This is a genomic window from Streptomyces sp. KL116D (genome assembly GCF_030766975.1).
Taxonomy (GTDB): domain Bacteria; phylum Actinomycetota; class Actinomycetes; order Streptomycetales; family Streptomycetaceae; genus Streptomyces; species Streptomyces longispororuber_A.
Map to the genome: position 1 here is coordinate 201113 of NZ_JASERH010000136.1, position 23272 is coordinate 224384.

The following is a 23272-nucleotide window of genomic DNA, read 5'->3' on the forward strand; positions in this document are numbered from 1 at the left end:
GACTTTCCCTTGCTGTACGGCGTCACACGACGCTGACCACGATAAATCTGTCCCGCGGATGACGGCTATCCACACAATCTATTTCCCTGATCTCTGGTGGCGGGTCCAGATTAGTCCCACCGCAATCAGGAGGACATGCCCGTGAAACCTGCACCCCCACCCGCGCCCTTCGTCGGCCCCTTCGCCCTCGCGTCCCTCTCGGCCCCGGACAGCCCGGCGTTCCCTGCCCTGGTCACTCCCGAGAAGCAGGTCATCGATCTGCGGGCCGCGCTCGGCGACGAGCGGCTGACCGTGCGCCGGCTCCTGGAGGACTGGCCGACGGTGCTGCCTCGGCTGCGCTCCCTGGCCGCCGACGCCTCCGCCGAGCGCAGGCCGCTGGCGGAGTTCCGTGTGCACGCGCCGGTCGAGCCGCGCCAGGTGTTCCAGTCCGGCGCCAACTACCGGCAGCACGTGATCGATCTGCACGTGGCGCACAAGGCTCCGGACGACGACCGCCCCGAGGCGGAGCGGCGCGCCGAGGCGGCGGAGATCATGGACCGGCGGGCCGCGGAAGACCTGCCGTACGTCTTCATCGGGCTGCCGAGCGCGATCACCGGCCCGTACGACGATGTCGTGCTGCCCGCGTGGGCCGAGAAGCCGGACTGGGAACTGGAGTTGGCGGCCGTCATCGGCCGCCCCGCGCACCGGGTGTCCGTCGAGGAGGCTCTGGAGTACGTCGCCGGGTACACGATCGCCAACGACCTCACCGACCGCGCCACCGTCTTCCGCCGCGACATGCCCCAGATCGGCACGGACTGGCTGCGCAGCAAGAACGCCCCCGGATTCACGCCGCTCGGTCCGTGGATCGTACCCACGGAGTCGATCGCGCACCCCGACGACCTGCGGCTCACGCTCAAGCTCAACGGCGAGACCATGCAGGACGAGTCCACCAAGGACATGATCTTCGACCTCGCCCGCATGGTGTCCTACGCCTCGCAGAGCGCTCAACTCCTGCCCGGAGACCTGGTGTTGACCGGCTCCCCGGCCGGCAACGGCATGCACTGGGGACGGCTGCTGTGCGACGGCGACGTGATGGACGCCTCGATCACCGGGCTCGGCACGCAGCGCACCCGATGTGTGGCGGAGGTGACGGCGTGACCCTGAACCGGGAGGACCCCGAGGGCGCGATCGCCAAGGCCGCCAAGGCGTACTCCAACTGGGGGCGTTGGGGCGAGGACGACCGGCTCGGCACCCTCAACTTCCTCGACGAGGCCAAGCGCAGGGAAGGCGCCGCGCTCGTGCGGCGGGGAGTCAGCTTCTCGCTCTCGCAGCGTTTCGACATGGACGGCCCGCAGAAGGGCTGGCGGCGCCGCACCAACCCGGTGCACACGATGCTCGACACCGGCACCGACGCGGCCCTCGGCAACCAGGGCTTCCCGCACGGGCTCGGCGGCGCCGACGACGTCATCGCCATGCCGCTGCAATGCTCGACACAGTGGGACGGGCTCGGCCACATCTTCGACCACGGCAAGGCGTGGAACGGGCGCCCGGCCGAGCAGGTCGTCACCTCCGACGGCGACCTGGTGACCGGCATCGAGCGCATGGCCCCGTACGTCGCCGGACGCGGCATCCTCCTCGACGTCGGCCACGTCGTCGGCGAGGCGGGCGAGTTGACGGACGGCTTCGCCATCACCGAGGAGCACCTGACCGCGACCGCCGAGGCGCACGGCGTGGCCGTCGGCCGCGGCGACATCGTGCTCGTGCGCACCGGCCGCCTCGCGCGGGCCCGGCGCGAGGGCTGGGGCGAGTACGCCGGCGGTCCGGCGCCCGGCCTGTCGTTCACCACGGCGGGCTGGCTGCACCGCACCGAGATCGCCGCGATCGCCACCGACACCTGGGGCTTCGAGGTCCGGCCGAACGAGTTCGAGCACGCCTTCCAGCCGCTGCACCAGGTCGCGATCCCCAACATCGGCCTGCTGATCGGCGAGATGTGGGACCTGGACGGGCTCGCCGCGGACTGCGCGGCCGACGGCGTGTACGACTTCTGGCTCACGGCCGCTCCCCTGCCGATCACCGGCGCCGTCGGCTCGCCGGTCAGTCCCATCGCGGTCAAGTAGTCCTCAACCACCTAGCGGAACAAGGGAGTTCCCTTTATGAGCACACCCCGCACGGTCCTCGTCATAGGCGGCGGCGCGGCCGGCAACGCCGCCACGATCCTGCTGCGCCGCGCCGGGATCAATGTCGACCTGATCGAGGCGAAGGACGACTGGAACGCCACCGCAGGCTCCGGCATCACCCTCCAGGGCAACGCCCTGCGCGTCCTGCGCGAACTCGGCGTGTGGGACCAGGTGGAGAAGTCCGGTTACGGCTTCGGCGCGGTCGGCATCACCGCGCCCGACGGCACCGTCCTGCATGTCGCGGAGGACCAGCGGACCGGCGGCGACGACCTTCCCGCCACCGTCGGCATGCAGCGCCCGCTGCTCCAGCGCATCCTCAGCGACGCGGTCCGCGCCAGCGGCGCCGGCATCCGGCTCGGGGTGCGCGCCACCTCCCTGGACCAGGACGGCAGCGGCGTCACCGTCCGCTTCACCGACGCCAAAGAGGGCCGCTACGACCTGGTGATCGCCGCCGACGGCCTGGGCTCCACCACGCGTGCGGCCATCGGCATCACGGACCGGCCCGAGCCGACCGGCATGGCGATCTGGCGCATCGCCGCGCCTCGACCGGTTGGCGTGACCCGCACCGACCTCGCCTACGGAGGCCCCGCCTACATCGCCGGGTACTGCCCCACCAGCGAGGACACGATCTACGCGTACGTCGTCGAGGCGAACCGGGACCGCGCCGCCATCCCGGCCGGCTCGTACGCGGACGAGATGCGCGCCCTGGCCCAGCACTACGGCGGCCACTGGCCGGAGATCACCACGAACATCACCGACCCGGCGAAGGTCAACTACACCTGGTTCGACCGGATGCTGGTCGAGGGCTCCTGGCACCGCGGCCGTGTCGTCCTCGTCGGCGACGCCGCACACTGCTGCCCGCCCACCCTCGCCCAGGGCGCGGCCCTGTCGATGGAGGATGCCTGGGTGCTCACCCAGATGCTCACCGCCACCGACACCTGGGACGACGCGCTCCTCCAGGCGTACTACGAGCGACGGATCGCCCGCGTACGCCCCGTCGTCGAGGCCTCCGTCCAGATCGGCCAGTGGCAGCTCGACGGAGTCCGCGACGCCGATGTGCCCGGCCTGATGGGCCGCACCATGACCATGCTCCGGGAGCTGCCGTGACCACGACCCCGCCGACCGTCGACGTGCACGCCCACGTCCTGCTGCCTCAGATCGAGGCGCTGGTCGAGGGCCTGCCGGGCCGCGCCGACGCGAAGGCCCTGGACGCCCGCCGCAACGGACCGGACGCGCTGAAGGTCAACAGCCCGATGGTCGGCGAACGCATCCCCCGCCTCACCGATCCCGCCCTCCGCCTCGCCGCGATGGACGGCCAGGGCGTGGACATCCAGCTGGTCAGCCCCTCCCCTTCGCACTACCACTACTGGGCCGACGAGGAGACGGCCGAGAAGGTGTACCGGCTCGCCAACGAGGCGACCGCCGCGCACTGTGCGGCCGCACCGGACCGGCTGCGCGGCCTCGGTCTCGTACCCCTGCAACACCCCGCGCAGGCGGTACGCGCTCTCGACCACGCACTCGCCCAGGGCCTGGTCGGCGTCGAGATCTCCAGCCATGCTCCCGGGCGCGAACTGTCCGACCCGGCCTACGACCCGCTTTGGGCCAGGGCCGAGGAGACGGGCGCGATCGTCTTCCTGCATCCCTTCGGCTGCACGCTCGACGAGCGGCTCGACCGGTGGTACCTGTCCAACTCGGTCGGCCAGCCCACCGAGAACGCCGTCGCGCTCTCGCACCTGATCTTCTCCGGTGTCCTGGACCGCTTCCCGGACCTGCGGATCATCGCGGCGCACGGCGGCGGCTATCTGCCCACATACATCGGCCGCGCCGACCACGCCTGGTCCACCCGGTCCGACGCGAGCTCCGGCTGCGACCACCTGCCGAGCAGCTACCTCAAGCGGCTCTACTTCGACTCGCTGGTCCACGACCCCTACGTGCTCCGCGAGTTGGTGCGCGTCGCCGGCGCGGAGCGGGTGCTGCTCGGCTCCGACTTCCCCTTCGACATGGGCACCGAGGAGCCGGTGGCCGCGCTGCGCGCCGCCCGGCTGCCCGACGCCGACTTCCACGCCGTCCGGGGCGGCACCGCCGCCGCCCTCCTCCGGAAGGACTGACCCCTCATGAGCAACCGTCTGCTCACCCACCTGCGGCACGTCGACCTGGCCGTGCCCGACTACGACAAGCAGCTCGACTTCTACTCCGGCGTCTGGGGCCTGACCAAGGTCGCCGAGGACTCCGGCATCTCCTTCCTGTCCGCCGAGGGCAGCCCGGAGAACTACGTCGTCCGGCTGCGCAAGGCCGAGGAGAAGCGCCTCGACCTCGTCTCCTACGGGGCCGCGTCCTCCGCCGACGTCGACACGCTCGCCGGGCAACTCCTCGCCGGTGGCGTGCAGTTGATCTCCCAGCCGGGGAAGGTCGACACTCCGGGAGGCGGCTACGGTTTCCGCTTCTTCGACGTCGACGGGCGCACCATCGAGGTCTCCGCCGACGTCGAGGTCAGGCAGCACCGCAAGATCGAGGAGAAGGAGGCCATCCCGGTCAAGCTCTCCCACGTCGTCCTCAACTCCCCCGACCTGAACCGGACTCGGAAGTGGTACGAGCGCCACCTCGGCTTCGCCCTGTCCGACACGCTGTCCTCGCCACACATGGGCGAGGTCATGCACTTCATGCGGATCTCCAACCAGCACCACTCGATGGCGATCGCGCAGGGCCCGCACACCGCACTGCACCACGTCTCGTTCGAGATGCGCGGCATCGACGAGTACATGCGCGGATCCGGCCGCGTGATGCGGGCCGGGTTCAAGAAGATCTGGGGGCCGGGCCGCCACCTCGCGGGCGACAACACGTTCACGTACTTCCTCGACCCGCACGGCAACACCATCGAGTACACGACCGAGTTGGAGTGCCTGGACGAGGACACCTGGCACCCGCACGTCTACGACTTCTCGCAGCCCGAGGTCACCGACCAGTGGGGCACCGCCAACGCGATGAACGAGCTCGTCGCCAAGGAGTCGTTCAACGACCCCGACCGCGGCGTGTTCATCGCCCCGCCGGTCTGATCCGACCGGCTCCGCCCCGAGTTCCGGGGGCGCGGCGGCCCTGTCCATGCCCTGGCTCCGCCTGCCGCGCCCCCGGTCCCTGCCTGCGCCAGGAGTACCCCGCATGCGTTTCGCCACCTACACACACGAACACCCCGCCGACGTACGCGTCGCCCTCGTCGGGAAGGACGGCACGCTCTTCCCGCTGCCCGGCACCGCGTCCCTCACCGAGTTGGTGCACTCCGGCGGCGGGCTGCCCGCCCTCCTCGACGCGGGCGCCGCCGCGCTCGCCGCACCGCCGGGACCGCACGTCTCCGAGGTACGGCTGCTGCCCCCGCTCCAGCCGTCCTCCATACGGGACTTCGTCACCTTCGAAGAACACGTGGAGGGCGTACGCCGCTCCGTGGACGGCGTCAGCGGCGTACCCGAGCAGTGGTACGCGGCCCCCACCTTCTACTTCACCAACCCGCACGCGATCTACGGTCACGGCGACGCCATCCCGATGCCACCCGGCTCCGCCGTCCTCGACTACGAGCTCGAAGTCGCCGCCGTCATCGGACGCGAGGGCCACGACCTCACCCCGGAAGAGGCCCGCGGCCACATCATCGGCTACACGGTCTTCAACGACTGGTCCGCCCGCGACCTCCAGTCCGCCGAGATGAAGGTCGGCCTCGGCCCCTGCAAGGGCAAGGACACCGCCACCACGCTCGGCCCGTACCTGGTCACCCCCGACGAACTCGACCCGTACCGCGATGGCGACGGCCTCCTGCGCCTGGCCCTGACCGCGGAGATCAACGGCCAGGTGGTCGGCAAGGACCTCCTCTCCAACATGAGCTGGACGTTCGAGGAGATGGTCGCCTACGCCTCGCGCGGCACCCGCGTCGTGCCCGGCGACATCCTCGGCTCCGGCACCTGCGGCAACGGCGGCTGCCTCGCCGAACTGTGGGGCCTGCGCGGCGAGCAGACACCGCCACCGCTCGGCCCAGGCGACACCGTCACCCTCACCGTCGAAGGCATCGGCACGCTCACCAACACTGTCGTGCCCGGTTCCGCGCCCATCCCCCTGCCCACCGGCCGACGCCGCCCCCGGGAGCGGCCGTGAGCGACCTGTACCCCACGCGGCTCCTCGGCAAGGTCGTGGTCGTCACCGGCGCGGCCCGCGGCCAGGGCGCCGCTGAAGCCGCGGCCCTCACCCGGGAGGGCGCCCGCGTCATCGCCACCGACGTCACCGAGGCGGCCGGCATCCATCCACTCGACGTCACCGACGAGGCACAGTGGACCCAACTCGCCGCCGAACTGCGGGAGTCGCACGGCCAGATCCACGGTCTGGTCAACAACGCGGGCATCACCTGGCGCGCCCGCCTCGACGAGGTACGCGCCGACGACTTCGCGCGCATCCACGCTGTCAACGTGACGGGCCCGCTGCTCGGCATCCAGCACCTCACCCCGCTGATGCCGCCCGGCGCCTCCATCGTCAACGTCGGCTCGTCGGCCGCGCTGACCGCGCACTATCCGGTCGCGTACACGGCCAGCAAGTGGGCGCTGCGCGGCCTGTCGAAGACGGCGGCGCTCGAACTCGGGCCGCGCGGCATCCGCGTCAACACCGTCCATCCCGGCTTCATCGAGACCGAGATGACGGCGTCGGCCGCCCCCGCCTTCAGAGAGGCCAACATCCGCGAGACACCGCTCGGCCGCACCGGCACGGTCGACGAGATCACCCCGCTGGTCGCGTTTCTGCTGTCGGACGACGCCTCCTTCATCACGGGCGCCGAGATACCGGTCGACGGCGGCTTCACCGCCCACGGCGGCGCAAAGTCGATCTCCGACGCCCTGCGGCCGGGAGCGCAGCCATGAAGCGTCTGGAGGGCAAGGTCGCCCTCATCTCCGGGACGGCCCGCGGCCAGGGCCGAGCGGCGGCGCTGCGGTTCGCCGCCGAAGGAGCGCTCGTCGTCGGTGGCGACCTGCTGCACGAACAGGCCCTGGAGACACAGCGGTTGATCGGTCGCGAAGGCGGCGTCGCCCTCACGCCGGCACCCCTCGACGCGACGGACGAGAACTCCGTGCGGGCCTGGATCGAGGAAGCCGTGTCCGCCTTCGGCGGTATCGACATCCTCTCCGCCAACGCGGGCGCCGTCCGCTTCGGCGCCGTCGGCACCCAGCCCTACGCGGACTAGGCGTTCACGATGCGCGCCGAACTCGACTCGGTGCGGCTCGCCGCCCATCTCACCTGGCCCCACCTCAAGCGCAGCCACGGCAGCACCGTGACCGTCGGCTCGACCGCGGGCCTGACCGGCTCGCTGAGCAACCGCCGCACCGCCCATTCCGCGTCCAAGGGCGCCGTCATCGCCCTCACCCGCCAACTGGCCGCCGAGGGAGACCCGTTCGGCATCCGAGCCAACGGTGTCAGCCCCGACATGATCGACACCGAAGGATCCCGCGGCGACCTCCTCGCCGAGGGCCACCCCCTGACGCGCCACAAACGTGTTCACAGACAGGCCAGCCGCCTCCGCGGCCTGCCGGATCGCAGGAGCGAGCTCGGCAAGGAAACGAAGCGTCATCGCGGAACAGATGTGACACCACTTGCTGGTGGCGTAACCCAGTAGCGCAGCTGGCAGCACGAGCGGACCCACCAGCTGGCCGGTCCGCTCGCTGGCCAGCGCTCTGACCACATAGGTTCGTCGGGTTGGTGGCCCTGGCGGCTTCCCCGGACTCGTTCCGCCGTCTGTACTCCGCCCCTTGCCTCGTGAATCCCGCCTCACGCATCACAGGAATGACGTACTCCCGGAGGAAACTGTTGAGACTCAGAATGTCGCGCACCTCTAGCCGACCGAGACCACGGGTTCGGGCCCTGGAAAGTCCGGAGGGAGCCCGTGCGGTTCGGCCGTCCCGGAACACAGCCAGGCGAGGTAGCTCGAGAGGCTGCCCTCGTGGTGGTACCAGTCGTCATTCCGCCCGGCCACCACGACTGTCCAGTCGTTGGGCTGCCCTGCTGTACGCCAGTGGAACCCGTCCCCATCCATCGAGCCGCCCCACCGCAGCAACCCACCCGGTTCCGGGAACGCGGGGTAGCCACCGAGCATGTCCTTCTGCGCCATGTCCTCGGCACCGGCGAGATCCACTCCCCTCCTCTCGACGAATCCGGCTTCGCGCCCCGGGGCCGGCGACAACACACGGAGGAACTGCCCGATCTCCAGCCGCGGGTAGGACTCCGCCAAAGTGATGTAGTCGTCCGGCAGCCCAGTCCCCAACCCGTCGAAGACCATCTGCCAGTTGATGCGCTGTGGAACCGCGAAACGCTGCGCCATCAGCCCAGGCAGCGCAGCCTCCAGGCATTCGATACTCAACAGCCACCCCTCCTTTATGTTCCTGCACGCGGCCCGATACGACTGCCGCGGGCCAGCCGTAACGGAAGAAGACGACGGTCGCCCCCAGGGAATCCCAGGGGCAACCGCTGTTCACCCGCCCCTGCGGACCGTCACCAGTCAGCCGACGCGGTCACTCAGCCCCTGCACGTCCGGGGCGTCACCGGGAAAGGCGCCGGGCATGCCGGGCACGGCGATCGTGTGCCCGTACACACCGGCCAGGAACCCGACCGCCCCTACCGGGAACTCGATCCAGTCGGCGTTGTCCGTGCGGACGACCACCGTCCACGCGTCGGGGTCCGCGGGGATCGTCCTCCAGTAGAAGACGTCACCGCTGCTGGACTCCGCCCAGGCAATCAGACCTCCCGGCTGCGGATAGGGGACGTAGTCCTCCATGTCCTCCATCTCGTAGAGGTCCTGGAGGATCTCGTCGTCCCCGGCCTCGGCCGCCCAGGACTCCTCGCCGCCGGGGCGCGGAAGGGACACCGTGAGGAAGTCGCCGATGACCAGCACCGGATACGCCTCCGCCAGTGAGCGGAAGTCTGAGGGCAGCGGCGTTCCGAGGCCCGCCTCCAGCGCACCCCAGTCCACTCCGCGCCCACCGGGCACCCGCCACCGCGTCATCCCCGGAAGCGCGCCCTCCAACCTTTCCAACATCCGGCTTCCCTTCCTACTTGATGGAGACGAGCCCGTCGGTGGTAATCGTCGGACGGCCGCTCGCGCCGACCACGATGATCTTCACCTGGTGCGTGGCGCTGCTGCCGAGCCGGTTTACAGCAGCAGTCGGCCCACCCGCCACCCCCAGGACAAATTGCGAGGAGGGGCTGTGCCGGATCATCCGACACAGCCCCTCCTCGTACGCACTCCTGCGATCAGAGCTGTCCGGAAACGCTGATCACTCGGTAGACACCGGCAGCGACGATCGCCACGCAGACGACCTTGGACAGTCGCCCTCGCGAGCGCGTCGTCACCGCACCGACCGCGGCGGCCGCGGCGAGGGTCACGCACACGACCGCGCCGAAGGCCCCCTCGCTGTCGTGCCGGCCGGGAAATGCCGCCGGGTCCTTGAGCGCCTCGATCACTTTGCCCTTCTGGAACGACGACAAGTCTCCCGAGTCGCACCCGAGCAGATCCGCGGCCGTGTCCACCTGCATGCTCACTTCACCGAACGAAGTGTTGGGGTCGTTGGTGAGGATGTTCTTGCCATCGTCCGCGCGATGGCCGGATCGTCCCGGCACCGGTCACTGCGGCAGCGTGGCCACGACGACCTTGGTGGTGCCCTGGTCCTTGCGGTCCGTGGCGTAGAACGCCACCTGGCCGTGGTTGTTGATGCCGACTCCTTCGGTGGGCACCCAGTGGGAGGTGTCGACCATGGCAGACAAGGCGTACATCCGGCCGTCGGGGTCCCACACCACGGCGGTGTCCGCGTCGGGCTCGGTCTCGGCGGTGCCGATGATCCAGCCCGCGTCGTTCACCTTGAGCGCCTTGGCGTCGAACCCGAAGTCGGGCAGCCGGGTCATGGTGCCGCCCGGCTTCAGCACGAAGGCGTCGTCGCCGCTGGCTCCGACGACGGTTCCGGAGGCGTTGACGGACGTGGCGTAGCTGTCTGCCATGCCGGGCAGCAGGCCCAGATCGGTGATCCTCCCGTCGGCATCCCAGCGCACGGCGTGCCTCTTGCCCTGCACGGAGGAGTGGCCGACCACGACGCCCGCGTCGTTGATGGCGAGCGGTTCGGTGAGCGTCCGGTTCTCGGTGAGGTGCGCCAGCTGGGTGAAGCCGTTCTTCGCGTCCCAGCGGAAGGCGTCGTTGACCTGCTGGTTGCCTCCGCTGGTGGGGTTCTTGATGTATCCGGTGGCGTTGCCGACGAGGACGCCCGACGCGTTGGCGGCGAAGCCCCGGTCGAAGGAGTACTGCTCCCAGTCCGGCAGCGGCAGGGTGGTCAGTTTCCCGTCGGCGTCCCACAGGCCCGCGCGGGTCCCGGCCGCCAGCGTGAGCTGGCCTGCCATGAAGTCGCCCGAGGCGCTCTGCCCGAGGACGTACGCGGAGCGGGCGCCGCCGTCGTCGAGGACCGTGACGCCGGTGTCGGGGTCCCACCGGATCGCGCGGCTCGCGCCGGAGACCTGCTGGGATCCGCCCACGCGGCCCGCGTCGTCCAGCCCGAACCCGATGGCCGGGCCGAAGCTGGAGGTGACGGTCGCCTGCGCCTGGGTGACCTTGCCGAGCAGGACGTCGCTGCTGCCGAGCACCGTGCCGTCGTCGTCGGCGAGCGAGAACCGGCCGACCAGACGGCGTCCCGACGGCGGCTGGGTGTCCGCGACGAGACGTCCGCGCACCGATGTCGACGCGCCCGACGCGAGGCGCACGGGCTTCTCGTCGTCCACGGTCACCGAGCCCAGCGACCTGGAGAACATCGTGTCCTGGATGTCGAACTCGGTGCTGCCGGAGGGCACATCGGTGCCCGCGATGTAGAGCAGGTAGTAGCCGGGCGCCGGGTTCTTCACGGTCAGCGACTCGCGGGCGCCGCCGTTGGTGGACGAGGCGACGACCGCACCGGACTGGGCGATGAGGTACAGGTCCAGGTCCGCGTCCGGGTCGGAGGAGTTGCCCGTCGACACTTCGAGGCGGGTCGCGTCGCGGGGCACGGTGACCTGCTTGCCGGTCATCTGCTGGTCGCCGAGGGTCACATGCTCCTGGGCGAGGGCGCCGAGCGCTCCCCCGGTCGCGTGCGCGGTCACCGGGGCGAGGCGGTTGACGGCGGTGAATGTCTTCTCCACGGCGGAGTGCGGCGCGGCCTCGTCGACCACGGACGACGCCGGGTCGAGCTGCGCGCCCTGCACGGCGGCGGTCAGCCGGAACGGGTTGTCGAGCACCATCGAGGTGCGGCGGCTCTCCACCTCCAACTCCCAGACGCCAGGCATCGGTTGCTCGTACGTACGGGAGTCCGCGTCGCAGTCCTCGGTGTCGGAGTAGTGCGTATAGCAGCGGGCGGCGGCGGTGTCGTCGACCGGCATGCCCTGCGGGTCGACGGCGAGGAACCGGGTCTGGCTGTCGCCGGTGATCCCGGCGAGGTCGACCTGGAGCGCGGCGGCGCCCTCGGGCACGGTCACGAATACCGAGTGCGTCGCGTTGCGCTGCACGCTGCCGCGGTCGCTCACGGTGTACGAGGGCTTCGCCGGGGCGTCCGCGACGACCACGGTGACGGGCACGACGCGGTCGACGCCGGGCGTCGCCGGGTCGTCGACGCGCAGCAGCGCCGAGTGCGCGCCGGTTTCCTTGGCCCGCGCGCGGACGGTGACGGTCGTGGCCGAACCCTTGGTGGTCCGCACGCGGTGCGGGGCGCTGAACGTGCCGTCGTTGCCGACCCAGGAGAGGTCGGCGGTGCCGCTGCCCACGCCGGTCCGGGTCAGGCGCACCTGGTAGTCCTTGGCGCGGCCCGGCTCCTGGCCGCCGTCACCGGCGGCGCAGCGGTTGTACACGCCGGTGCCGGTCTTGGGCGTGGTGAGCAGTCCGGCGAGCACACCGCAAACCGGGGCGCTCACGTCGTACGCGGTCGGCTCGGCGCCCTTGGCCAACTGCCGCCAGGCCGCGGGGACATCGAGCAGACCGTTGCCCTGCGCGTAGGCAGGGGTGTCGTCGAGGAAGCGCGCGGAGCCGGTCAGTGCGGAGCGCAGCGCGGCCGAGGACACCTTGACCTTGGTCTCCTTCGCCGCCGAGAGGAGCAGCGCCGCGGCACCCGTGGCCTGTGGCGACGCCATCGACGTACCGTTGAACATGCCGTATCCGGCGGGGAGTTCATAGCCCGTCTGCGGGACGCCCTCGCCTGCGAGCCAGGTCGGTATCGAGGAAACGGCGGCGCCGGGGGCGACGACCTCGGGCTTGAAGCCGCCGTCCTCGCGCGGGCCGCGCGCGGAGAACGGGAACAGTGCCTGCTTCGCGCTCACCTTCGAGCCGTAGTCGGCCCACCAGGTGTCCTTGCTGACGGAGGCGCCCACGGCGACGACCTTGTCGGCGACCGCCGGGTCGCCGACGGTGTTCATGCCCGGGCCGTCGTTGCCGGCCGAGGCGAAGATCTGGACGCCGTACTCGTCGATGAGCCGGTTGTAGAGGACCGCGCGGACGTTGGCGCCGTCGTTGAGGGCGGGCAGGCCGCCGATCGACAGGTTGACGACGTCGACGTGTTGGTGCACGACGGCGTCGATCATGCCTTCCGCGAGGGCGTACGAGGTGCAGCCCGACGCGAACAGGCAGACGCGCTCGGAGACGATGCGGGCGCCGGGCGCCGCGCCGTTCATCTTGCCGCCGAACAGGCCGTGGCCCGCGGTGATTCCGGCGACGTGGGTGCCGTGCGCGCCGGAGACGATGCCGATGTTCACGAAGCTGGCGGTCTTGCCGACGCTGGTGCCGCCGCGCGGCGACAGGTCCACGTCGTCGCGGTACTCGACGGTGAACGGCATCGCCTCGGTGACGTCGGTCGCCGGATCGTCGGTGCCGAACCGGCCCCACGTGCCGCTCTGCGCGTAGGGGGCGATCACGTCGGTGTCGCCGAAGGTGTGGTCGAGGTCGGCGTCGACCCAGATCTTGTGGTCGGAGGGGCGGTAGAGGACCCCGAACTTGTCCGTGTAGTCGCCGTCGCGGTTGACGTCGCCGCCGAGTTCGCTGCTGTAGGTGGTGGCCTCGGCGAAGGTGGCGAACTGGTAGTCGCCGTCGGGGGCGTTCCAGGTGATGCCGCCGGACTTGAAGGTGCCGCCGGCCGCGGTCACCTTGGTCTTCATCTCCAGCCAGGTCGGGTCGGCGTCGGTGGCCGGGTCGGTCGCCGTCACCCAGTCCGCGATCTTCGGCTCGCCGGTGGTCGTCTTCTGCAGGGCGGGGTGGGAGGGGTCGACGCCGGTGTCGAGGATGCCGACGGTCACCCCGCGGCCGTCCCAGGTGGGGTGGGCGACGGTGAAGTCGGTGGCGCCCGTGTCCTGGGTCGGCAGGTACGGGTTGGCGGCCGGGGTCTTCTTTCCGGGCGCGGCCGGGGTGTCGGCGGCGCCCTGCCGGTGCGCGGCGTCCTGAGTGTCCTTCGAGGTCACCGGCGACGGGTCGTCGACGGCGATCTTTTCGTCGAGGTCGACCGCGCGGACGGAGCCGAGCCCGGCGAGCGCGTTCACCTTGCCGGTGGGGACGGTGGCCCGTACGTAGCCGAGGGCGTCCTCGACCTTGTCGATCCGGCCGCCGAGCTCCGTCATCTGCTTGCGCAGCGCCTCGGTGTCGCCCTTGTCGGTGGCGAGCAGCACGGTGACGGTCTTGCGTTTCTTGCTCTGCGCCTTCTGCAGCAACGTACGGTCGTGGGCGCCGAGTTTGTCGCGCCCCTCCTTCAATGCCTTTTTCGGACTGTCGGGGAAGGCGGCGCCCAGGGGCTTGGGCACGTGGGCTGCCGCCTGTGCGGTCGGTGCCGACAGGCTCAGCAGCGAGCCGGTCAGGCCCGCCGCGAGGACGGCGGCGGCGAGCCCGCGTCTGCGGCGTGGGACGGAACGGGACATGAGTGCCCTCTCGAGGTTCGAGGTCCGCAAGGGACCGGGGCGGAGGCTGCGGCGAACGTGGGGCCGCGTGCTGCGGGTCTACCGACCCCGGCGCCTCTGCGACAGCCGAAACGGCTGTCGGATTGCGGCCACGTCGTGAAGTCGCCACGCCGAACACGCGGTGGACCGTGGCGACTTCACGACATGTCGTACGGCCGCCAACGGCACGCCTTCCGCCAAGATCGCCGACTCGCCCATGCTCGTCCGATGCCGGCCTCTCCCGCCCCTGTGGCACCGGGGAGGCACTGTCCTCGTCCAGAGCGGAGCAAGGAACCATGAGGCACGTCCCGAGACCAAGCCGCCTCGCCGCGGCGGTCGCGGTCACGGCGCTCGCCACCTTGGCGGCAGTCGTGAACCCGGCAACTGCCGCCCCCTCAGCGACCGGACCGACCAACGCCCGGGACGTGCTCGCATCCCTGGACGGTCAGGAGCTCGATGCCCTGCACCGGACCGCGTCCCTGGATCTGGGCGGCCTGCACATCACGGACAAGAAGGCGCTGCGCTCCGACGCGTCGCTCGACGTCATCGTGCAGCTGCGGACGCCGCCGGCCCGCACCGCCCGGCTGCTCGCCGCCGAGCAGGGGCAGAGCCTGAGCGACAAGGACGCGCGGGCCGCCGTCGACAAGGCGCAGGACGGGTTCCGCGACGCGCTGGGCGACATGTTCCCGAAGGCGCGGCAGGGCAAGGGCGCCAAGTCGCCGCGTCTGGGACGCACTTACACCCACAGCTTCGACGGCGTCAGCGTCAGCCTGCCCGGCGACCGGGTCGCCGATCTGCTGGACCACGACGAGGTCCTCGCGGTGTGGCCCGACGCCGAGGTGAAGGCACTGGCCGTCCCGGACAGCCCGACGGCGGACGCCTCCACCGCGCGGTCCGACGACGACGGCGTGACCCGGCTGCACGCCGAGGGGATCACCGGCAAGGGCGTCAAGGTCGGCATCATCGACACCGGCATCGACTACCACCACCCCGATCTCAAGGACGCCTACGCGGGCGGCCACGACTTCGTCGACGACGACCAGGACCCGATGGAGACCACGTACGCCGACTGGAAGGCATCGGGCCAGGCCGAGACGAACCAGGGCTCGACGTACTACACCGAGCACGGCACGCACGTCGCGGGCATCGTCGCGGGCCGCGGCGCCGCCGACAAGGAGCGGGCCGCGCACGGCGTCGCCCCGGACGCCTCGGTGTACGCCTACCGCGTGCTCGGCCCCTACGGCTCCGGGCGCACCAGTGACATCGTCGCCGCGATGGACCGGGCGGCGGCCGACGGCATGGACGTCGTCAACATGTCGCTCGGCGCGTCCGTCAACGACCCGCTCAGCCCCACGGCGGTGGCCGCGGACAACCTCGTCCTCTCCGGAATCACCACCGTCGTGGCCGCCGGAAACAGCGGACCCGGCGCCGGCACCCTCGGCACCCCGGGCGCCGCGGCCCTGCCGCTCAGCGTGGGCGCAGCGCAGCAGCCGATGACGCTGCCCGCCTACACGCTGGCGGCGGGCACGGCAATGGCCGAGGGCCGGCTGCTCGCCCAGCCAGACGACGGCACCCTGGACCGGCTGGCCGACGGCAGCTACGCGTTGGCGGACGTCGGCACCGGTACCGCCGCCGGGTACGCCGGCAAGGACGTGACCGGCAAGGCAGTCCTGGTCCGCCGGGGCGGCATCAGCCTGGACGAGAAGGTGCGCCGGGCCCAGAGCAAGGGCGCTGCCGCCGTCCTCCTCGTCAACGACCAGGCCGACCAGGGCCACATCCCCGCCTACCTCGGGGAGAGCCAGGCCTACGTGCCGGCCTTCTCGGTGACCACCGCGGACGGCGCGGACCTCGCGGCGCAGGGCGCCGACGCCCGCCTCACGGTCACCACCGCCGGGACGTTCACGCTCGGCGACGGCTCGCTGGCCGACTTCAGCTCGCGCGGCCCGGTGTACGGCACCGCCGCCATCAAGCCGGAGGTCACCGCGCCCGGCGTGAGCGTGCTGTCGTCCGTGCCGCTCGACACACTCGCCCCCGGCACCACCGACTACGGCCGCGCGTACGCCCGGCTCAGCGGCACGTCCATGGCGTCGCCGTACGTCGCGGGCGCCGCCGCCCTGCTGCTTCAGCACGACCCGGGGCTCAGCCCCGACGACGTCAAGACGGCGCTGATGAACACCGCTCGTGCGCTGCCCGGCAAGGTCAGTGTCTTCGAGGCGGGCGCGGGCGGCGTCGACCCGTACGCCGCCGTGCACGCCACCACCACACTCCAAGTGCCGTACACCACGGCGTACACCGCGCTCGACGGCACCAGCACGACGGTGGACGCCCGCTCCGGCGCCCTCGACTACGGCATGCTCGCCGAGGGCCGGTCCGCGCGCGTGGAGAAGCGGCTCCGGCTGGTCAACGACAGCGGCAGGCAGGTCACGTACACGGCAAGCGCCGTCTTCACCCGGGGCTCCGGCTCCGCGCAGGACGCCGACGCCGCGCACGTCACGCTGGGCACGGAGCGCCGCGTCACCGTCGGCGCGCACGGCAAGGCCTGGGTGGACACCACGCTGCGGGTGCCCGCCGATGCCCCGGCCGGCTACTACGAGGGCAGTCTGACCCTGACCCCGGCCGACGGCCGGGCAGGCACCACGCTGCACGTTCCCTTCGGGATGCGGGTGGCCCGTACCGGCTTCGACACGATCGAGATGACCAAGTCGGTGACCTCCACGAGTCAGTTCTCGGACGCCGGTTCCGCGGACGGCGGCACGGCTACCTTCGACATGAAGATGGCCGGACAGCTGCGCAGCGTCGACGTGTTCCTCGCCGACCGCAGCGGAAAGGACATCGGCTACATCGGCGGCCTGAGCACCGTCGGTCTGAGCGAGGGCGTGCTGTACGGCCCCGTCTCGGTGGGCCCCTGGTACTACCCGGTCACCGGCCGGGCCGCCACCCCGATCGACCCGCGCGGCCGCTGGGCCGACGACGGCGCCTACAAGCTGCGCATCGTCGGCACCGACGCGCAGGGCGGTACCGACACCGAGGTCCGCGACATCTACGTCGACTCGCACGCGCCGGCGTACGACGACGCGTACGGCGCCACGGACCCGGCGCACCCGCAGGTCGTCGAGATCCCGGCCAACGCCACCTCGTTCGATGTCGGCGGCACCCTGAAGGACGGTGAGACGGAGACCATCCGCCGCTCCGGCCTGGACATCGGGGCGGACGACAACACCCTGTACTACTCCGTCAACAGCCCCATCGCACCCACCGGGCACACCACCGCGGACAACGAGGGCCGTATCGACCGCACGATCGCTCTCCCCGTCGGACCGCCCACCGCCCTGGTCACGCTGTGGCCGACGGACGCCGCGGGCAACATCGGCGGCGTGCGCACCCTGAAGCTCATGAAGAAGGGCCTGCCCTACGTCGCCGGCGACGCCGACACCTCTGCGGCGCGGGCCGGGGACCGGGTGACGTACACGCTCACCGGCCACAACCTGGACCACTGGAAGACGTTCAGCAGCCAGATCCGCTACGACGACCGCAACCTGCGGCTCGTCTCCGTCGAACCGACCGCCGAACTGTCCGCGCACGGGCCGTCGGAGCTGCGCACGACCGACGTGTCGGCGGGCGCCTCCTCGTACCGCACCGTCGCCTTCGACGTCTCCGACACCGACGGGCTGACCGGTGACGCGATGCCGCTGCTGAAGGTCACGTACGAGGTGACGAACACGACCTGGACGGCATCGGCCGGGCTCAACACCGGCACCACGTCCGCCGTGAACACCACGGGCACCAAGGTGCCGTTGAACACCCAGTTCTACGGTTCCGTGCGGATGCTCAACCCGAAGTCGTCGTTCGGCGCCCGTCCCGCCGCGCAGGCCCTGCTCACCAAGGACAGCGCCTTCGACCGCGGACGCGACTACAGCGCCGACGGGTTCACGATGTCCCTCGTCGCCCCCGACGGCACCCGCACCCCCCTCACGGCCGACAACACGGCCCGAGTGAAGGCGGACGGGCTGGCTCCGGCCGCGCAGCCCTACCGGTTCGAGGTCGCGGTCCCCGGCCACTTCACGTGGCACGAGGACATCGACCTTGGGCTCGACGGCAGTTGGGGCGTGGCCGGCATCAGCGGCTCGTCGGCGCCCGCGCTGGTCGCCGGTGACGTGAACGGTGACGACGTCATCGACGTCCGCGGTGCCGCGCTCGTGTACGCGGCGCGCGGCACCGCCGACCGGGCCGCCGACATCGACCACAACGGCACGGTCGACGCCCACGACCTCCGGTGGGTGGTCACGAACTACCTCCAGCACAACACAAAGTCCGACCGGGTCACCGACGCCGTCACGTCCTCGCGGGGCAGGACGCTGGAGTACTTCGTGGACCGCATGTGAGCGACCGCCGGGTGCGCCTTCGGACGGCGAGGGCGCACCCGGCCGGCTCAGACCCAGTTGTTGCGCATGGCGTACCAGCCGAGCTGCACCCGTGAAGTGACGGCCGCCAGGTCCATCAGCGCGCGCACCCGTCGCTGCACGGTCCGCGACGAGGTGCCGAGCTGGTGGGCCGTCGCCGCGTCCGTCAGGCCGGACAGCATCAGCTGAAGGATGCGGCGGTCCGTCGGGCTGAGGTCGCCGTCCTCGCGCAGATAGGGGCGCGAGCGACGCCACACCGCCTCGAACAGCTCGACTGTCAGGGCCACCAGAGGCGGCCGCAGGATCATCGCCCGGTCCGATTCCACCTGGACCATCGCCCGCTCCTCGTCGGCGACGATCAGCTTGATCAGCGGCTGGTCGACGACGCGGACCTGATGGCCGGACGCGAGGCGTTCGTCGAGGGCGCGCAGCGCCTCGGGCTCGGCGAGAAAGTCCCGGTCGACGACGACGCGGTAGGCGGCCTCGGGGTTGCCGGTCTTGCGTCGGGCCGGATCGGGATGGACCGGCTCCTCCTCCGCGGTCATCGTCGTGGGCACGGGAGCCACGGTGTTAGCACCCGACTGGAAGCCGAAGATGGAGGCACGGGCCCCGTACTCCAGCTCGTACAGGCGCTCCGCCATCACCTCGCGTTCCTCGATGAACTCCATGAACCGGTCCTGTCCCACGGAGTGTTCGGGACCCCAGCAGCCCAGCGCACGGGTCAGAGAGTCGTCGGCCTTGCGCAGATCCTCCTGAAGTCGGGTGAACGAGGCGCGCAGCGCGGACACGGAAGCAGCTTGTGGCTGAGGTGTTCCCAGATCGGACGGCATGACTCCAGTGTCGTAGGCCGTCTTCCCACGGCTCACATCGGCCTCGGTACACACCCTGCTCACCGTGTCGGGATTACGCCATGGCCACCACCCGCCACCGTGAACCACCCCGTCGCAGCGGCGAGTTGGCCAGGCTGCTCCCACCGGTTCACGCCCCGCTCTTGGAGATCCGCATGAGACGCCCCAGACCCCGCAACGGTCACGCCGGCTGGCTCGCCGCCGCCGTCGCCCTCGCCCTCGCCTCCCCCGTGGCCGCGGCCCACGCCGACACCGACGACGGCTCCATGCCCATGAAGGCCGACGAGGGGCGGGCCGTGACCGTCACCCTGGTCACCGGTGACGTCGTCGCCGCCCGTGTGGACGCGGACGGCCGGGTGCTGTCGGCCGCCCTGCGCGGCACCGACGCCACCGACCACGCGGCGGCCACCTGGCGCAGCGGCGGCCGCACCTACGTCTTTCCCGAGGGCACCGAACGGCTCGTGGACCAGGGCCTGTTGGACGCGCAGCTCTTCGACATCGGCACGCTCGTCGCCGACCGCTACGACGACGCGCACACCGACTCCGTCCCGGTCATCGTCACGTACGCGGGCGGGCACGGCCCGCGCTCCGCGCCGCGGGGTACGAGGACCACCCACCACCTCGCCTCCATCGGCGGCGCCGCCGTCACCGTCGACAAGGACGCCGCCGACGACGCGTGGAAGAAGCTCGCCCCGCGCTCCGGCGGGGTCACGAAGATGTGGCTCGACAAGAAGGTGACCGGTACCGCGGCGCCCGAACTCGGCACGCCGACCGTGCCGCTCACCGGTGCCGCCACCGCCCACCGCGCCGGACTCGACGGCAGCGGCGTCAAGGTGGCTCTCCTGGACACCGGCGTGGACGCGGGCCACCCCGACCTCGCCGGGCGAATACGCGAGAGCAAGTCGTTCGTGTCGGGCGCGGACCCGGCGGACACCGAGGACCGCACCGGCCACGGCACCCACACCGCGTCCACGATCGCGGGCACCGGCGCCGCCTCCGACGGCCGCTACGCGGGCATGGCCCCGAAGGCCGACCTGATCGTCGGGAAGGTGCTGGACGACGACGGTTCGGGCACCCTCAGCAACATCGTCGCCGGCATGGAGTGGGCCGTCGGCGAGGGCGCCCAGGTCGTCTCCATGTCGCTCGGCGCCGACGGTTCCACCAGCTGCTCAGGCCCCGATGTGGACGCCGTGCAACGCCTCGGCGACAAGGCCCTGTTCGTGATCGCCGCGGGCAACGCCTCGCTGCACGGCACCGTGTCGACGCCCGGCTGCGCGCCGAAGGCCCTCACCGTCGGCGCCGTCGACCGCAAGAACGACACGGCCTCCTTCTCCAGCCGCGGCCCGTCCGCGGACGGCGTGAACGCCAAGCCCGACATCGCCTCCCAGGGCGTCGGCGTCGTGGCCGCGCGTGCGGGCGGCCGGGGCGACGAGGCGTACCAGTCGATGTCCGGTACGTCGATGGCGACGCCGCACGTCGCGGGCGGCGCGGCGCTGCTCCTTCAGCAGCACCCCGATCTCACCCCGGCCCGCCTCAAGGAGTTGCTCACCTCGGCCGTGCGGGACACCGGCGCCCCGGTCCTGGAGCAGGGCGCGGGCCCGATGGACGTGGCCCGTGCGCTGACCCAGCCGGTCGTGGGCGAACCGAACACGCTGCTCGGCGACTTCGCGTATCCGCAGTCCTCCCTCGACCCCGTCGACAAGCCGGTCACCCTGACGAACGTCACCGACGAGGACGTCACGCTGAACCTCGCGGTGCGGGACGTGCTCGGCGACGACGGCTCGCGCGTCCTCGGGTTCGCCTCGGCGGGCCGCGGCAAGGTCACCGTCCCGGCGCACGGCAGCGTCGACGTCCCGGTCCGCATCGACCCGGCGGCCCGCCTCGACGCGGGCGACTACGGCACGCTCACCGGCCGTCTCGTCGGCACGGGCGCCCACGGGGTGCGGGTCACCGTTCCGTTCGGCGTGCACCTGGAGGTGCCGTCCGCCGATCTCACGGTCAAGGGCCTGGACCGGCACGGCGATCCGGCGTCGTCGCCGTCGGCGTTCCAGCTGTTCGACGACCACCGCGACACCGCGAAGCGCTACACCCTCGGCTACCCGTCGGCGGGCAGCACGACGATCCGGTTGCCGCTCGGCACCTACGACCTCAGTGGTCTGATCATGACGCGGGACGAGGCGGGTGACGTCGGCAGCGTGGCCTCCGTGGCCCAGCTCTACCGGCCGAAGCTGACCGTCCCGGGCGACACCACCGTCACCCTCGACGCCCGCGACGCCGAGCGCGTCGCGTGGGACACCGACCGGCCGAGCCAGGCAGGCGGCTATGCGATCGGCCTGACGTACGGCCTCGACGACAGCAAGCAACTGCTCGCCGGTTACGTCACCTCCGTCCCGTCGTACGTGAAGGACATCTACGCGCAGCCCGTCCGGCACGCCGACGGCGTCACCTTCCTCGCGTCGGCCCGGCTGACCGCGCCGCTCGCGCGGCTCACCTCCTCGGGCGGCCGCGTCCTGGACTCGCTGCCGGTGCAGAAGAGCACCGAGTTCGACGGCAAGGGTTCCGCGGAGGTCGTCGCCATCGGCAAGGGCTCGGACGCGGGCTTCGCCGCCCACGACCTGAAGGGGAAGATCGCCCTGGTCGACGCGGGCACCGGCGGCGGCAACGGCTACACCTGGAGTTCGGCCGCCGCGAAGGCGGGCGCCGTCGGCGTGCTCGCCGCCGCTCCCGACTCCAGGGGCCGCTTCCAGACCACCGGCCCGGAGGGCGTGCCACAGGCCACCATCACCTGGGCCGACTCCCTGGCCCTGAAGGCCGAGGGCGACGGGGCCACGGTGTCCTGGTCCGGCACCGCGACCGCCGACAGCCCCTACGTCTACAACCTGGCGGCCGTCTCCCACGACGCGATCCGCCCGGGCACCGAGCGCGTGCGCGACAGCAAGCTCGCCGTCTCCGACGCCGGCTACCACATCCAGCAGGCCACCGGAGACGCCACGTACTGGTCCGACGTACAGGTGGGCCTGCCCGGCATGCCTTCGGTCTGGGCGGGCGGCACCACCCTGCCGCTGCACGCACCGCAGGAACGCACCGAGTACTTCACACCCTCCGGCAGCAACGGGCTGACGTGGACGACCCTGATGCGCCGTGACCTCGGCCCCTACGGCGGCACCGCCTACGACGGCCCGCACACCTTCCAGCAGGGCAGGTCCACCGCCACCTGGTACAAGGCGCCCTACGGCCCGGTCCGCAACACCTACAGCGCGCCGCTGATGAAGCGCGACAGCAACCGGCTCACGTACACGATCGCGCCGTTCGGAGATGCGGGCGGGCACGACTCCACGATCGCCCTGAACGACTACGGCACCCGCCAGCTCCTCGTGAACGGCGTGGCGCCGCTCGCCACTTCGGGCAGGTACACGCTGCCGCAGGAGGAGTCCGACGTCACCTTCCGGCAGACCTGGCGCCGCCCCGCCGCGGTGGGCAACCGCACCGGGCTCGCCTACAGCACCGAGTGGAACTTCCGCTCCGGGGCCGCCGACCAGGGCGCGCAGCGGCTTCTCGTCCCGGTCGTCGATCTCCCGTCCGACCTGCGCAACACCCGCCCGGCGGGGACGGCGACCACGGTCGGCGTGAGCGCCGTCGTGGACGGGGCGGACGCTCCCGTCGCGCTGGACGACGTCACGGTGGAGTACGCGTACGGCGACCAGGCCACCGTCGAGTCGGTCACCGACTGGTACCCGGCCAAGGCCGAGCGCGTGCACGGGAGTTGGCGGGCGAAGCTGCCCGGCGACGCCCCCGCCGGCACGTTCGTGCACCTGCGCGTCACCCTCGCCGACGGCGACGGGGCGCGGGTCGCGCAGACGATGGTCCGCGCCTACCAGGTCAGCTGACCCAAGCGACGGGGAGGTGCCGTCCCGGATCTCGGGACGGCACCTCC

Annotated in this window: 15 protein-coding genes and 1 pseudogene; 10 read left to right on the forward strand and 6 right to left on the reverse strand. The window is 71.5% G+C overall.

Annotation, left to right across the window (positions count from 1 at the left end; all coding sequences use genetic code 11):
- Positions 1–135 precede the first annotated feature (135 nt).
- The 8 genes and pseudogenes from RBJ77_RS49525 (at position 136) to RBJ77_RS49560 (ending at position 7791) form a co-directional block, all read left to right on the forward strand.
- Positions 136–1137 carry a fumarylacetoacetate hydrolase family protein gene (locus tag RBJ77_RS49525; protein ID WP_372350959.1) on the forward strand — a complete coding sequence of 334 codons (1002 nt, stop codon included), beginning with the start codon at positions 136–138 and terminating at the stop codon, positions 1135–1137.
- A complete protein-coding gene (locus tag RBJ77_RS49530) occupies positions 1134–2096 on the forward strand; it encodes a cyclase family protein (RefSeq protein ID WP_372350960.1) in 963 nt (320 codons plus the stop codon). The genes RBJ77_RS49525 and RBJ77_RS49530 overlap by 4 nt, the downstream gene beginning before the upstream one ends.
- A gap of 36 nt (positions 2097–2132) precedes the next feature.
- A complete protein-coding gene (locus tag RBJ77_RS49535) occupies positions 2133–3263 on the forward strand; it encodes an FAD-dependent oxidoreductase (RefSeq protein ID WP_372350961.1) in 1131 nt (376 codons plus the stop codon).
- On the forward strand, positions 3260–4264 hold the full coding sequence (locus RBJ77_RS49540; RefSeq protein WP_372350962.1) for an amidohydrolase family protein: 1005 nt from the start codon (positions 3260–3262) through the stop codon (positions 4262–4264). The genes RBJ77_RS49535 and RBJ77_RS49540 overlap by 4 nt, the downstream gene beginning before the upstream one ends.
- Positions 4265–4270: 6 nt before the next feature.
- On the forward strand, positions 4271–5209 hold the full coding sequence (locus RBJ77_RS49545; protein WP_372350963.1) for a VOC family protein: 939 nt from the start codon (positions 4271–4273) through the stop codon (positions 5207–5209).
- 103 nt (positions 5210–5312) lie between these two features.
- A complete protein-coding gene (locus RBJ77_RS49550; RefSeq protein WP_372350964.1) occupies positions 5313–6290 on the forward strand; it encodes a fumarylacetoacetate hydrolase family protein in 978 nt (325 codons plus the stop codon).
- A complete protein-coding gene (locus tag RBJ77_RS49555; protein ID WP_372350965.1) occupies positions 6287–7042 on the forward strand; it encodes an SDR family NAD(P)-dependent oxidoreductase in 756 nt (251 codons plus the stop codon). Before RBJ77_RS49550 ends, RBJ77_RS49555 begins: the two co-directional genes overlap by 4 nt.
- Positions 7039–7791 (forward strand): annotated as a pseudogene (locus RBJ77_RS49560) (SDR family NAD(P)-dependent oxidoreductase). The gene RBJ77_RS49555 and the pseudogene RBJ77_RS49560 overlap by 4 nt, the downstream one beginning before the upstream one ends.
- Positions 7792–8007: 216 nt before the next feature.
- Here RBJ77_RS49560 and RBJ77_RS49565 read toward each other — a convergent pair.
- The 5 genes from RBJ77_RS49565 to RBJ77_RS49585 all read right to left on the reverse strand — a co-directional run bounded on the left by RBJ77_RS49565 (position 8008) and on the right by RBJ77_RS49585 (position 14072).
- Positions 8008–8532 carry an SMI1/KNR4 family protein gene (locus tag RBJ77_RS49565; RefSeq protein ID WP_372350966.1) on the reverse strand — a complete coding sequence of 175 codons (525 nt, stop codon included), beginning with the start codon at positions 8530–8532 and terminating at the stop codon, positions 8008–8010.
- Positions 8533–8670: 138 nt separating this feature from the next.
- Positions 8671–9207, reverse strand: a complete 537-nt coding sequence (locus RBJ77_RS49570) for an SMI1/KNR4 family protein (RefSeq protein WP_372350967.1) — start codon at positions 9205–9207, stop codon at positions 8671–8673.
- Between the two features lie 13 nt (positions 9208–9220).
- A complete protein-coding gene (locus RBJ77_RS49575) occupies positions 9221–9388 on the reverse strand; it encodes a hypothetical protein (RefSeq protein WP_372351582.1) in 168 nt (55 codons plus the stop codon).
- A gap of 34 nt (positions 9389–9422) precedes the next feature.
- Entirely contained in the window at positions 9423–9788 is a 366-nt protein-coding gene (locus RBJ77_RS49580; RefSeq protein ID WP_372350968.1) for a hypothetical protein, read from the reverse strand.
- Positions 9789–9791: 3 nt separating this feature from the next.
- Complete coding sequence (locus RBJ77_RS49585; RefSeq protein WP_372350969.1) at positions 9792–14072, reverse strand: S8 family serine peptidase; 4281 nt, start codon at positions 14070–14072, stop codon at positions 9792–9794.
- Between the two features lie 314 nt (positions 14073–14386).
- Here RBJ77_RS49585 and RBJ77_RS49590 point away from each other — a divergent pair, with 314 nt between their 5' ends.
- A complete protein-coding gene (locus RBJ77_RS49590) occupies positions 14387–18472 on the forward strand; it encodes a S8 family serine peptidase (RefSeq protein ID WP_372350970.1) in 4086 nt (1361 codons plus the stop codon).
- A 47-nt stretch (positions 18473–18519) separates the two neighbouring features.
- On the opposite strand, the gene RBJ77_RS49595 is transcribed toward RBJ77_RS49590, so the two are convergent.
- Positions 18520–19320 (reverse strand): helix-turn-helix transcriptional regulator, encoded by an 801-nt coding sequence (locus RBJ77_RS49595; RefSeq protein ID WP_372350971.1) that lies wholly within the window; start codon positions 19318–19320, stop codon positions 18520–18522.
- Positions 19321–19493: 173 nt separating this feature from the next.
- Here RBJ77_RS49595 and RBJ77_RS49600 point away from each other — a divergent pair, with 173 nt between their 5' ends.
- Positions 19494–23225, forward strand: coding sequence for a S8 family serine peptidase (locus tag RBJ77_RS49600; protein ID WP_372350972.1), 3732 nt, complete (start codon positions 19494–19496; stop codon positions 23223–23225).
- The last annotated feature ends 47 nt before the right edge of the window (positions 23226–23272 follow it).

Excerpts from the sequence above, each read along its gene's own strand:
- RBJ77_RS49525 (WP_372350959.1), top strand. The coding sequence starts at position 136 with ATGCCCGTGAAACCTGCACCCCCACCCGCGCCCTTCGTCGGCCCCTTC.
- RBJ77_RS49535 (WP_372350961.1), top strand. The coding sequence starts at position 2,133 with ATGAGCACACCCCGCACGGTCCTCGTCATAGGCGGCGGCGCGGCCGGC.
- RBJ77_RS49545 (WP_372350963.1), top strand. The coding sequence starts at position 4,271 with ATGAGCAACCGTCTGCTCACCCACCTGCGGCACGTCGACCTGGCCGTG.
- RBJ77_RS49550 (WP_372350964.1), top strand. The coding sequence starts at position 5,313 with ATGCGTTTCGCCACCTACACACACGAACACCCCGCCGACGTACGCGTC.
- RBJ77_RS49570 (WP_372350967.1), bottom strand. The coding sequence starts at position 9,207 with ATGTTGGAAAGGTTGGAGGGCGCGCTTCCGGGGATGACGCGGTGGCGG.
- RBJ77_RS49575 (WP_372351582.1), bottom strand. The coding sequence starts at position 9,388 with ATGATCCGGCACAGCCCCTCCTCGCAATTTGTCCTGGGGGTGGCGGGT.
- RBJ77_RS49585 (WP_372350969.1), bottom strand. The coding sequence starts at position 14,072 with ATGTCCCGTTCCGTCCCACGCCGCAGACGCGGGCTCGCCGCCGCCGTC.
- RBJ77_RS49590 (WP_372350970.1), top strand. The coding sequence starts at position 14,387 with ATGAGGCACGTCCCGAGACCAAGCCGCCTCGCCGCGGCGGTCGCGGTC.
- RBJ77_RS49595 (WP_372350971.1), bottom strand. The coding sequence starts at position 19,320 with ATGCCGTCCGATCTGGGAACACCTCAGCCACAAGCTGCTTCCGTGTCC.
- RBJ77_RS49600 (WP_372350972.1), top strand. The coding sequence starts at position 19,494 with ATGAGACGCCCCAGACCCCGCAACGGTCACGCCGGCTGGCTCGCCGCC.